Origin of the sequence: Paenibacillus sp. RRE4 (genome assembly GCF_031844205.1) — a bacterium.
GTDB lineage: Bacteria > Bacillota > Bacilli > Paenibacillales > Paenibacillaceae > Paenibacillus > Paenibacillus xylanexedens_B.
The window spans coordinates 2310017-2322970 of sequence record NZ_JAUZUT010000001.1 but is presented as its reverse complement, the minus strand read 5'-3'; the positions used below and the strand labels follow the sequence as shown (position 1 = coordinate 2322970).

The window sequence follows — 12954 nt, the reverse complement described above, 5'->3', positions numbered from 1 at the left end:
TATACGTTGGTTTGTTTTATTTTATCAACAGCTGGCTTTTCGCATGATTACAAGCTGGACTAGCACATACTAAGGAACAGTTTGGTAAAAGCATACATAACGGAGGTCTCATCATGGTATTTACAATCACAATTATCATCGTTGCACTATTTGCAATATGGGGAGCGGTGGCACCGAATCAGCTGGCGGATGTAGCTAATGTAGCTTACAACTTCTCGATTCAAAATTTTGGCTGGTTCTATTTGCTGGCGACACTGTTCTTTCTGATCTTTGCTTTTTATTTGGCTTTCAGCCGATTTGGCGGTATTAGGCTTGGGGATGACGATGATGAACCGGAATATTCTACGATTTCCTGGCTGTCCATGCTGTTTAGCGCGGGTATGGGCATTGGACTCGTTTTCTGGGGAGTTGCTGAACCGCTCTCCCACTATTTATCTGCACCAGAAGGAGCAGCATCCGGTACTACGCAGGCAGCCAGACTTTCAATGCGGTATTCCTTTTTTCACTGGGGGCTGCATCCTTGGGCGATCTACACCGTCATTGGTTTAGCACTTGCTTACTTCCAGTTCCGGAAAGGCTACAAAGGTTTGATCAGCTCCACCTTTATTCCTCTGATCGGTGAGCGACTTGCTGCAGGCTGGCTTGGTAAGGCCATTGATATACTGGCGGTCATCTCCACTATCTTTGGTGTGGCGACCTCGCTTGGATTGGGTGCGCTTCAGATTGGCGGGGGGCTGGGTCATTTATTTGGAATTCCTAATACGACAATAGTTCAGGTTGTTATTATCACCGTTGTAACTGTACTTTTTTTAATTTCGGCGACTTCCGGTCTGGATAAAGGGATTAAGATTTTAAGCAACACCAACCTTGTGATCGCTGTGTTATTAATGCTTTTTGTATTGGTGACTGGCCCAACAACGTTTATCTTCGATACATTCACGACAACCATGGGTAGTTATTTACAGAATATTATTAACATGAGTTTGAGACTGACGCCGTTTTCAAGAGAAACCTGGATCGGAGCGTGGACGTTATTTTACTGGGCATGGTGGATTGCGTGGGCTCCCTTTGTTGGTACGTTCATTGCGAGGGTATCAAGAGGTAGAACCATTAAGGAATTTGTAATTTACGTCCTGCTTATTCCAAGCCTTTTCGGATTTATCTGGTTCTCCGTCTTCGGCGGAACTGGACTTCACCTGGAATTGTTTGATGGCGTGCGTCTGGCAGAGGCTGTCAAGGAAGATACAACAACTGCTTTATTCCTTATGCTGGAACAGCTGCCTTTAGGCACGATCGTAGCATTTATCGCTACAATCTTGATTATGATCTTTTTTGTTACATCGGCTGATTCAGCTACCTTTGTACTCGGCATGCTGACTTCAGATGGCAGGCTGAATCCGAGTAATCGAGTAAAGCTAACTTGGGGAATTCTTCAGTCCGCTATCGCGGTCGTACTGCTGATCAGTGGAGGATTGAATGGCCTACAGACAGCCTCTATAGTGGCCGCATTGCCATTCGCTGTTGTTCTGATCGGGATGTGCGTCTCTCTTCTCAAAGCTCTGCAAGCGGAGGATCGTGAGCGTCGTCAGAAAGAAAAACGGCAACGCCAAATGCTGAAACGAATGCTTGAAGAGCAAGATAACCTGCAAATCTAAATTGCAAATCCAAATCTCAAATTTCAAGCAGGTCATGTATGTCTCGGGTTTTAACGTATACAACCTTTATAGAAAGACAGTGAGGACACCCACCTTTGCGTGGGTGCTCTTTTGTATCATTTTATTTTATTGTTAATGTTGGATGTTACTCCATTCATTTACATCGCATTGTCCATAATCATTATCACCCACCGCAACCACCGTACCATCTGATTTCAGTCCTATAGTATGAGCACATCCTGCTGAAATAGCTTTAATATCGTGCCATTCACTTACAGCGCATTGCTGATGTTTATTTGAACCCGCAGCAATGACCGTACCGTCCGATTTTAGAGTAACCGTATGATAACTTCCCGCTGCAATGGCCACAACATCCCGCCATCCTTTTACGTCGCATTCACCTTCCTTATTCCTACCTGCAGCAACTACTGTACCATCTGATCGAAGCCCAACCGTATGAAGATACCCGGCGGAGACAGCTAATATGTTGCTCCAGTCGTTAACATTACATTGTCCATACTTATTGTTGCCTGCGGCTGTTACTGTACCGTCTAGTCTGAGACCGACTGTATGCCAGTCCCCTGTCGTGACCGCTATAATGTCGCGCCAGCTGTTAACATTGCACTCCCCTTCGTTATTTCGCCCCACTGCAACCACCGTTCCATCTGACTTAACCCCGACAGTACGACACCAACCTGCTGAAACAGAAACAATATCGCGCCATTCGCTTACATTGCATTGCTCATGTTTATTCCAACCTGCAGCTATTACCGTACCATCCATTTTAAGGCCAACGGTGTGGGCATTACCCGTGTTTGCAGCCATATGAACATTTGCAGCATCAACTGCGACGATATTGCTCCAATTGCTTACATTACATTGTCCGTATTTATTATCTCCCACAGCTGTTACTGTACCGTCTGCTTTAAGACCAACGGTATGACGACGACCCGTAGCTACAGTAGAATTGCGAAGGCGTTTCGTATCAAACCATGCTTCCTTGCGTGAAATGTAGTCCATATCGTTCCTCTTTCATAAGGGATCCAAATGTTGCTTTCTTTTCATTCATTTAAACCACTTTCCTTAATAATGTTCAAGGAGATTATTTTTACTAATGAAAAAACCTCAGATGATATAACTATTCTGAGGTTAATCCATTAATTATGTTATTGAAATTCTATCATGTTGCAAACTTTTGATTCTAGTGACTGTCGTGTCAGTTGTTTTCAATACCTTTGATGACTTCAACCTTCTTATCCCCTGCTGATTTTGCTGCCTCTAATGCCGTTTTACCTTGGATCGCAACGATTACACCAGTCGCTAACATAGAAACGATTAAAGTTGCACTCAGGGCTGTGGAAATTTTCTTCTTGACCATAACGATACCTCCCATATTTTTATGAAATTTGTTCTGTTAAAGCAAATGAGTTGTGAAGCAAACTTCACTGAAGAATAACAATATTTCACTTTATTGTTGGGTAATTTCATCTAGTGATTGTATTATAACCTACTGATAATATTTGTAAAAGGTATTTGCTGCTGTTACAATATTGCCGTTTTCCACTTCTTTGAGATTTAAGCCCTATTCAAGTCCTACTGAAAACAATCGAAGTCTCCTGGTTTTCTTGCAGTGTTAAGTTCACATATTGCTGTCTGCCATTCATGTGTACTTGTGCCCCCACTCCATCAACCAGCGCGGTTGTCCATGGCAATCCCGAACTCAGTCGAATGGCGTTATCCTGAATAAGTGAAGACAAAACTACGCTTATTGTCCCGGTTGCTTGATCCCATGACAAACGGCTTACTTTCACTTGTGTTCTTGCCATTAGCCCGTCGACGTTACCGGACACCCAGTCTGAAGAAAGTGCAGGCAAGACTTCAATCTCTCCCGTGTTGGAATAGAGCAGTGCTTCCTGTACCGCAGCAACTACACCAAAAGCGGTGTCCGTACAATAACAATGATTTCTACGGTTGGTATCATGATCGGTCATCAAAGAATTATAATAACCTTCTGCGGTCATCATCGGCAGGAGTGAATGAAGGACACCATCTGCATTTTTTAAGCGTGCATGTACGAGTGCCTTATGCATCCAGCCATGTCCTGCTGTTGCATCCGTTGTGTTAAACTGGTCTCTGTTTGCCAGAGCTACAGCAGAAGCAGATGCAAGGTCAGCATCACCGTGGGTTTCATACGCAGGCCAGGCAACATATAAATGGCTCAGATGCCGGTGATTGTTGTTTTCAATATACTCGGCCATGGCCCACTCACAGAGTGCACCATCTTTATCGTAACGGTATGCTGGTAATTGTTCCATCAATTTGTTCCACTTGTCTACCGCTTTCTCATATCCCCGGCGCTTTAAAGCCATCTCCGCTTGAATAACCATATTTAATCCATCTCGTGCTGCAGAAATGTCCATCGTAGCGTTTGCGGTGATGGTACTGTTATAACCGATTGGATGATTTTCAGGAGAATACGTAGGAATAATCATATAACGCTCACCAGCAAGCAATGATTGTTTGCCTGGCTCATAACGCGATTGTCCCGTAACATCTGTGAAATACTCAGGTGTACAGATTTGTTCCCAGAAGTTAGCTTGCTTGGTAAGCAGCGGCAGTAAAATATCTCGAAGCAGATTGAGCGTACCGCGTTCCTTCAAACTTGAGAATGCCTCATCGGATAAGCCGTTGTCATGAACAGATAAAAGCGGTTGCAGACGATCGATGTTCATCTCCTCCACAATGGGGATATCGCGATTGCCGAAACATTGCCAGTATTCAAAAATAGGAAGTAAACACCAGCTCGCACCGGCATTCCAGTATTCAAAAGGATAGTCGTTATCATATTCGACATGCATAGCACGATCTCCGTCCGAGTTAACACTTACCTGAATCGCATCATGCATGCCGTAGGCCATACGGGCATTAGCTTCGAAATCCGGGGCATTTCTGAGGAAAAATGAGACGTACCCAAGCTGAGCTTGTGTCAGACTCCCCGTATTCATGGCTGCGACCTGCAGGTTCACATTCGCATCAAGTGTGTAAATGCCTCTCCATCCCGGATTCCATTCGCCTGTCCACATCCCGTATAAGCGAGGTGCGCTGCTTCCGCTGCAACAGATCATAGCATACCGTCCCTGGTTATAGACCTGTTCCATAAAAGCATGATTAATTCGGCTTGGGGATGCCTGTTGCAGTTCAATGAGTTTCAGATTATCCACATCTTTGTGTTCCTCATCGCCACCCAGAGCAAAACGTACAGTATTAAATTCACGGGAATGCCATGCGGCATGTAATGAAAGTGCCTGTTCATAATCAAATGCACATTGTGCATGACTATACTTCTGCACGACCGACTGGGTGTGCTGTAACAACTCATCTACAAGGAAGTAGCTTGAACAGTCGGCAAAGTTCTCTATACTGCCCATTTCATGAGTTCGTCCCGAAGTTGTGATCAGAAATACGGCATCCGCATCTTTAATCTGAATTGCCGGGTTTTGTTCCTGCCCTACATTCATCTCCTCGCCTGAGTCTTCCAGCACAATACGTTCCTTCGTACCATTAACAACAATAATCTGAGTGACTCCGGCATATCCTCCATGGCACAACTCACTGCCTGCATAAGATGGATAATGGGCCACTTGAGCAAGATAACGGGCTTCGGGGTCCACCAGTTTTTTGTATCGAAGTGCACGAACTTCGGACGTCCCATTATGTGCTCCATCCATATGTGAAATATCATCAAGCTGCAATACCATATTTATTTTTTTGCCAAGATCGGAATGCTCCAGCTTGGTGATGGACACGTCATCTATTCTGGATGTAAACGAAGTCCGTACCCACAGGCCGTCGTTATCACGATATTTTACGCCAGTTTCAGCCGTTTCATAGTTCGTCCAACGTTTATAATCTGAAACTTGTCCTCTGTTTATCATGTTCAAGCGAAGCTGATGACCCGGGTGGTAACTGTAATAGAATGTTCTTACACGGGTCTCGCCATTGTCGTGTTTGATTTTCCATTGGTCATTCTGTTCAAACACATTTTGTCTGGCTTCCTGCAATTGACTAGTCAGTTCTGGTGGTATCTCTCTGGGGTCAGCGGAAGGGAAATTGAACCACATATGTTGAAAAATAAAGCTGTCGGAATACGGCGAACCTGACGTGATATAGCCGTTTCTTCCATTTCCACTTACCATGCCATCTCTCCAAGCGTGCCCCGGATTTAAAACGGGTATTTCGGTATAATGCAGAGCATAATTGCCTCTATCGTACAGATTAGTTCTCGTTTTTCCCAACTTCTTCTCCCCCGTTTCCTATTCATGGATTCATAGATATAATTATAGAGATGAGCAAGGGAGTTGTGTTATCACAAGAGCCGACCAAGTTCCGTTCATGATGTCGCATTACGACAGAGGAGAATAAACGATGAGTCTACCCCCGATAGATATTAATGATATGGATATCAAGTTAAAACTCGATGACCTTGTCCTTAACGTACTTTATGTAAAATTCGGTTATTTTCATCAAACGATGCCCAAACACAGCCACAGTCATGGAAGCTATGAGCTTCATTATATTCCGAGCGGTAAGGGGCTTCTTATTGCCGACGGCCAGCATTATTCCTTAACGCCCGGCACGTTGTTTATGACTGGCCCTGAGGTCGAGCATGAGCAAATTCCAGATCAAACGGACCCCATGGCCGAATATTGTATTTTCTTCGAGATTATTTCGGGACCCCTCCAACTGAAGCAAAACACAAGGGATCTTCCGACGAAGGGGGTTCTCTCCAGGTGGCTACTGGATACGCCTTTCTGGATCGGCCCCGATCAGGAAAACATGATGACTTTATTTGAGATGCTTGCTCGGGAGGTGTCACTCAAACAAATAGGTTTTCATCAAATGACAACGAACATACTGGAGATGATTGTAGCGCGAACGATCAGACATTATCGCCAAGATCCCACCGCGGTACGGAATGCACCGGTTAAAACATTAAATGATAGCAGGCTTGTGACCATTGAGAACAGTTTCTTATATGATTATCAATGGATAACATTGAAACAGCTTGCAGATAAAATTGGACTAAGCACGAGGCAGACAGAAAGGACCGTGCAGAAGCAATACGGAATGTCGTTTAAGGACAAAAAATGGCAAGCGCGTATGGAGGCTACAGCGCAGCTTCTGCTGACGACCGATTTGCCGATTCGAGAGGTAGCTATCGCGGCAGGTTTTTCCACACCGGAACGATTCAGTCATTCGTTTAAAAAATATTATAACCAGTCTCCCTCTAAATATCGCAGTGAGAATCGTATAACCTAGACTGCGTCTAGCTCTTCCGATAAGCAACCCTATGAAAAGCATTGATATAACGGAATAGTGCTTTACCATCATCAGGCACATGCTTGCTTCTACCCAGTGGCAACATCATTGCCTGATACGGTTCTGGCACCATGCTATACTGATGAACATAGGAGGTTAGAACGAACCCGTTCCGTTGCCAGAACTGAATTCGTTCCAGATGAGCCTCTGTTGTCCCGGACTCCGCCTCGATAATTATGCCTTCGACCCCATGTTCCCTTGTTGCCCAAGCCCGGAGCTGTTTCAACATCCACGTGCCTATGCCTGATCCGCGCAACTTCTGCTCAACCGCGAGATAGTCGATGATCAGCAAACGTTCCTCCCCCTTCCCTACCAGTCCAGTAACCGCCATAGCAACTACCTCCCCCTGATGCACGCCCATGTGTAAATAACCAATTCCACGATCCAGCATACTGTGCAGAATCACTTTTGTCTTGGCGCCGGTTGGAAAAGCCTCTCGATAGATCCGCTCTATCCGCGCCCACAAGGCTTCATCCCAGGTCTTTATCGTTGCAAACTCTAATTCGAGCACTTTAATCGCCTCCAGATGGTTATCACAATTCCTGTCTCATGTTGTCGATCAACAGCGAGTTCTATTAATTATACTATTTATAAGACTAAGTCAGCTTGTCTTGATCAAAACAAAGAAGCCGCTATAAAAGCGACTTCAATGGGAGAGCGCTCCCCTCCTCACCTTATCCCAAGCGCCGCGGTTCTTCTACTTTTTTTATTGATCGTGATCCAACCCATAGCATGCTTAATGAAGCAGCTACAAATAACACAATAATGGCCACGATAACAGCGAAAAAGGACTGATCAAATGCAAATTGTGCGGCCTGTTTTAATGCTTCTGAGGCTGATGCAGGAAGCCCTTCTGCTACGATTAAAGCTTCATCCAAACTATCCTTCACCTTTACTGAAACATTCAATCCTGTTGGGATTTTCATGGTTAACGTGTACACAAGACCGGATAGACTGCCGATTATGGCTATTCCTGTAGCTCCACCAACTTCATATCCCACACTTTCCATCGATGCAGCCATCCCTGCTTTTTCATACGGAGCACTACTCATTATAGAATGAGAAGCCACAGTCATTCCGCCACCTAAGCCTACTCCGAAAACTGCTAAGCCAAGAACCTGACCAGCAATGCCTGAATCAAATTGTACAAGATAGATTCCTAGCCCTGCTGCTGTTAGGAATAGAACAGCACTCTTTATATAAATAACATTGAAGCGATTCAAGAGCATTCCGGTCACTGGGGCTGCAATGACGGATGCAAAAGGGATCGTTAACGTATACACTCCGGCTAGTAGTGGGCTGAAACCTTCAACTAATTGAAGGCGTTGCGTCACAATATATTGAATTCCCGTCATACCAAATAAACCTACCATTGCCGTAATAAATCCTGTGGTAAACAGAGGTATCTTAAATAATGAAAGGTCAATAAGCGGATCGGAACTTCTGTTCTGACGACGTATAAAGATAACAAGTGCCACAATGCCGACAGCAGCTCCAATGATTGCAAAAGTTACCGAACCTTCGCGGCGAGTAAACTCCTTGATCGCATAAATTAGAGTCACCAAGGCAATCATAATTTGGATTGAACTGGTTAAGTCAAACTTTTTACTTCTATCACCTTTATGTTTTGGAACGAGCAATATGGTTAGTACAAATGCTAGTATTGCGATGGGTAAATTAATTAAGAATACAGATCCCCACGAGAAATACTCGAGAAGAAGTCCACCAATAATGGGTCCAAGTCCTGCACCTCCTGAGGCAACAGCACCCCAAATACCAATAGCCAAGCCTAACTCACGCGGATCCGTAAACGTAACTCTGACGATTGCCATGGTAGCAGGCATCATAATCGATGCTCCAACAGCAAGAAGTACCCTTGCCGCGATCAAAACATAGGGGTTGGGAGCAAAAGCCGCAGTAATTGAAGCTATTGAAAATATAATCAAACCTATTAAGAAAACCCGTTTATAACCAAGGCGGTCTCCTAATGTCCCCATTGCGGGAAGCAAACCCGCCATAACAAGGGAGTAACCATTTAAAATCCATAATTTTTGTGAAGCAGTCGCACCTAATTCATGTGTTAACGTTGGCATAGCCGTGTAAAGAATCGTCATATCCATGACGATGAGTAAGAGTGCACTGGATACAATGAATAAAATCATCCAGCGTTTGAATGTTGACATAAGTAATCTTCCTCCATACGAATTATTTTAAACTTTTAGCATATTGAACTATAATGTATAGGGTAACCCTATAGTCAACAAACAATTTCAGCGAATTTAATACATAGCTATAAAGGCATGGAGGATAGAAAAATGTCGAATATATCAAACGAATATTTCACAACCAGTGAGCTAGCTAAAACATGCGGAGTGACTAAACACACCCTTTTTCATTACGATGATATTGGACTGTTAAAACCTGAATTTGTCAATTCTAAAGGCTACCGTTATTATTCCGTTCAACAATGTCTTGTACTTGATTTGATTATTGTGCTCAAAAAAGCCGGGAGTTCACTTGAGGAAATCAAGGTGTTTCTTCAGAAGCAAAATACGCCTCTACTCATAAATATGTTAAAAGAAAAACAGGTGGAGTTGGAAAGAGAACAACGTAGAATTACTCAAATGCAAAATATTCTGACAAGTGCCATCAAGATGACAGAGGAAGCAACAGTAGAGTTACCAAACGCACCAAAGATTCTGGAATGCCTAGAGGAATATTTTATAACTACCCAACTGGATGCAGGTGACGGTGATAAGGAGTTTGCCAAAAAATTAACCGAACATCGGGACTATTGTGAAACAAACTATATCGATCATGAATTTGCGATTTGGACGATTATAAGTAAAGACCGATTTCAATCCGGGGGCGATTATCCTGAATACATAGCTAACCAAATAAAGGCCCCTATTCCTGAAGAAAAGCTGTTTATTAAACCTGCAGGTTTATATGCAGTTATAGATCATAAAGGGCCATACGATAGCATGCCACAAACGTATTCTGTTATCAAAAGGTTCATTGCAAGTAAAGGAATGAAAGTAAGCGGAGATGTATATGCATTGGACCTGCACACCTATTGGACAGAAAAGAATCCAGACGACTATAAAATACGGATATTTGTTCAGGTATCACATTGATATCTCCCTCGTTTGCATGCCAGATGAATAACAAAATCCCCCCTTCTTTTTAAAAAGGGGGGATCAATGTTAAACGTGTAATATGTTCACTCTCATTTGACTCTAAAATGGTGATGAGCATATTTGTTTACAAGAGGTAACGCACAAAACAGATAACTTACAGTCAACACAATTAGTGCAATAGTTAATACCCAAAGTGTAGGCCCTATAAAAATCGCGACAACCATGCCTAATGAGATAAGACTGTTTACGATTGTAAAAAGAGGATTGTTGGTCTCCAGCTCGGCTGTATAGGGCTGGAGCACATAGTACAACAATAGATGATGTACTGAGAAAAAAACAGCCAGCGTAATAATTAAAATCCAGATCGCAAGAAGTGAATCTAGGTTCCTTCCCTCAGTTAGTATGAGTATAGACACACTTATGACAGCCGCAAAACACAAACCTAATTTTAGATTGGTGCTTAGTAAGCTTTTAAACCGTAAAAGGAAATGCTGCTTTGTATGCTTGCGATAAAATGCATAGCGCATAAGTGGCATATCGCAATGAAAGAAGAATAGTTTACAGATTTGACTACCTACCGTCAGACTTAGCATGGTCAGAATGAGTAAAGGCGTAAATCTTCCTGCCTCATCCAGCGAAATATGATCTTTGAAAATAAGTGTCAAGACAGACAAGATCAAGCCTAAGATTATAATGGCTAGTATACGTCTTCGAAACGGTGCTCGAAGGAGACTAATATGTCTCTTTATAAAGAGTGCGTGCATTTGCTCGTATCCCTTTTTGTCTAAGGTGCTCTGGGTGCTCTGCTCGACGATAGCAGAGTTAGAATTGGATAGTAAACTTAAGTCGTTCTCTGTAGACTGGATCATTCGTTGTTGAAGATCAGCGATCATGATCTCTTTGTTTAATAAAGGATCAGCATAGGTTGTTACTGCTCGTACTGCAGCGGCATAATCCGTATGTTTGAGCAAGACATACCCAGCGACAGCCCCTAACGATACGATGATTGTCACAAGCCATCGGTGATCCAATATCGCAGCTCCAAATAAAGGAATGCTCCACTGGGTTAAAGGAAGGTAAGCAAGAGTCAGTGAGATTAACATTGTTAAACTCGTAGCCCACGTTTTCTGTATGAGAACAAAACCCCTCCGCTGAAATATTGCCAAATGTAAAAACTCGCATAAGACTCTCCAACAAGTCATGATTCCCACGACCTGCAATACATGGCTGATCGAAAAATTAAAAAATAAGGAGACCAGCGTAAAGGCTATCCCTTGATACAAGAAAAATGTGGTATACCTGTGAAACAGTACAGCTCGCATAAATCGAGTTGGAGCTATTCGCATAAGCTTGATCGCAGTATACTTCATCTTGTTTGTTTCCAGCACTTTCGCACCCGTTACTGCACCCATCACGCCACTAATGCAAAAATACATATGAAGAACAAGCGCAAATCGCTCTGTAAAATGATCTTCCGTCCATATAAGGATAGGCATTACGAGCATTCCCAAGAAGTAGAGTAAGCTCTCTATTAAACCCGCACCGAACATCAAAATAACTGCGATTGCACCTAATGTTCGTTTCGCCCGGAAAGCAGCATATGATCGGTCACGAATGAAGGTGCCTACAACCGGTAACCTTTGCATGAAATATATTAAACGGTTGACTAGCGTGATCACCTGCAACTGCCACATGCGAGAAATCGTATTAAAGATTCCCTGCATCGGCATTCTCCTTCTGGCTACCCTCTTCGCCTTCATGTTGCAATAACTTAATAATTTGTTCCTCAAAGTCGGGTTGAGTAAGAAGATCAGGTGAAATCCGAGTTAAACTCCCATGATTTAAAATAACTAACTCATCACACAGATCCGTTGCCAATTGTAAGATATGGGTTGAGAAAATGAGGATATGATCCTTTTTCAGATCACGCAGCAGCTGTTTCATTTCGCTTGCAACGATGACATCAAAGGAAGTCAAAGGTTCGTCCAGGAGAATCACTGCGGGTTTGATCAGCAGGAACAGCATCATTTGAACTTTGTTTTTCATTCCGTGTGAATACTGTTTAATGAGCTTGTGGCGTTCTTCTAATGTCATGTGCATCATGGCGAATAAGCCATCAATGTCATCTCCTCGCCCTTCGATTACATCAACGTTAACATCTATAAAAAATCGTACAAACTCATATCCCGTCAGAAATTCCGGTAACATGGGCAGGGAATAGACATAGCCTACATCATCGACTTCCAAGTGACGCGATGTCGATTCGTTAATAAGTTCCATTGTGCCGCTATCCGCCTGAATCTCGCCGCCCAGACAATTGAATAAGGTTGTTTTTCCAGCACCATTTCGACCAAGAAGGCCATAGATTTTTCCCTTTTCAAACTGAAAATCTACATCACTTAATACGTTTTTCTCACCAAAACTCTTCCTTAAATTCTGTAATACCAGTTTCATTAATTAGCTCCTCGCTTTCAAATCCATTTTTCTCGTTCATATACAAATCGATTAATTGTTTAGTTTTCATACGTATCCATCCCTTCAAGTTATTTTAATAAAAGGATACTCATTAGCATCCCTTTAGAAGGTACATTGTCTTAATGGAACCCAGTAGTTAATCTTGGGAAATTAGACAATTACTTATCTTGTATTCGATCTTGATTTATATTATTCCTTGTTGTATCAGCGAATAAAAGAAAACGAACTATCGAATGATAGTCCGCTAGGGTATTTTTATAATCTCTTGTTAGTTCCTATCCATGCAAACTGCTTATGGCTGGAAC

General features: G+C 42.9%; 10 protein-coding genes. 3 read left to right on the top strand and 7 right to left on the bottom strand.

Going from position 1 to position 12954, the window contains the following annotated elements; all coding sequences use genetic code 11:
• Positions 1-113 precede the first annotated feature (113 nt).
• Positions 114-1655 carry a glycine betaine uptake BCCT transporter gene (locus Q9R46_RS10420; protein WP_311279977.1) on the top strand — a complete coding sequence of 514 codons (1542 nt, stop codon included), beginning with the start codon at positions 114-116 and terminating at the stop codon, positions 1653-1655.
• A gap of 132 nt (positions 1656-1787) precedes the next feature.
• Here Q9R46_RS10420 and Q9R46_RS10415 read toward each other — a convergent pair whose 3' ends face one another.
• The 3 genes from Q9R46_RS10415 to Q9R46_RS10405 form a co-directional block, all read right to left on the bottom strand.
• Entirely contained in the window at positions 1788-2675 is an 888-nt protein-coding gene (locus Q9R46_RS10415; protein WP_311279976.1) for an RCC1 domain-containing protein, read from the bottom strand.
• Positions 2676-2871: 196 nt separating this feature from the next.
• Positions 2872-3033 (bottom strand): hypothetical protein, encoded by a 162-nt coding sequence (locus Q9R46_RS10410; RefSeq protein WP_186331772.1) that lies wholly within the window; start codon positions 3031-3033, stop codon positions 2872-2874.
• A 208-nt stretch (positions 3034-3241) separates the two neighbouring features.
• On the bottom strand, positions 3242-5950 hold the full coding sequence (locus Q9R46_RS10405; RefSeq protein WP_311279975.1) for a glycosyl hydrolase family 95 catalytic domain-containing protein: 2709 nt from the start codon (positions 5948-5950) through the stop codon (positions 3242-3244).
• Between the two features lie 130 nt (positions 5951-6080).
• Between Q9R46_RS10405 and Q9R46_RS10400 the strand changes: the two genes are divergently transcribed.
• Complete coding sequence (locus Q9R46_RS10400; protein ID WP_311279974.1) at positions 6081-6974, top strand: helix-turn-helix transcriptional regulator; 894 nt, start codon at positions 6081-6083, stop codon at positions 6972-6974.
• Between the two features lie 7 nt (positions 6975-6981).
• On the opposite strand, the gene Q9R46_RS10395 is transcribed toward Q9R46_RS10400, so the two are convergent.
• Both Q9R46_RS10395 and Q9R46_RS10390 read right to left on the bottom strand, forming a co-directional pair.
• Positions 6982-7545: a GNAT family N-acetyltransferase gene (locus Q9R46_RS10395; protein WP_311279973.1), complete on the bottom strand. Its 564-nt coding sequence runs from the start codon at positions 7543-7545 to the stop codon at positions 6982-6984.
• A 163-nt stretch (positions 7546-7708) separates the two neighbouring features.
• Complete coding sequence (locus Q9R46_RS10390; protein WP_311279972.1) at positions 7709-9217, bottom strand: MFS transporter; 1509 nt, start codon at positions 9215-9217, stop codon at positions 7709-7711.
• Between the two features lie 132 nt (positions 9218-9349).
• Between Q9R46_RS10390 and Q9R46_RS10385 the strand changes: the two genes are divergently transcribed.
• The gene (locus Q9R46_RS10385; protein WP_311279971.1) at positions 9350-10171 is read left to right on the top strand and encodes a MerR family transcriptional regulator; all 822 of its coding nucleotides are present in this window, start codon (positions 9350-9352) and stop codon (positions 10169-10171) included.
• A 92-nt stretch (positions 10172-10263) separates the two neighbouring features.
• On the opposite strand, the gene Q9R46_RS10380 is transcribed toward Q9R46_RS10385, so the two are convergent.
• Both Q9R46_RS10380 and Q9R46_RS10375 read right to left on the bottom strand, forming a co-directional pair.
• On the bottom strand, positions 10264-11898 hold the full coding sequence (locus Q9R46_RS10380; RefSeq protein WP_311279970.1) for a hypothetical protein: 1635 nt from the start codon (positions 11896-11898) through the stop codon (positions 10264-10266).
• Complete coding sequence (locus Q9R46_RS10375) at positions 11882-12628, bottom strand: ABC transporter ATP-binding protein (RefSeq protein ID WP_311279969.1); 747 nt, start codon at positions 12626-12628, stop codon at positions 11882-11884. The genes Q9R46_RS10380 and Q9R46_RS10375 overlap by 17 nt, the downstream gene beginning before the upstream one ends.
• Between the last annotated feature and the right edge of the window lie 326 nt (positions 12629-12954).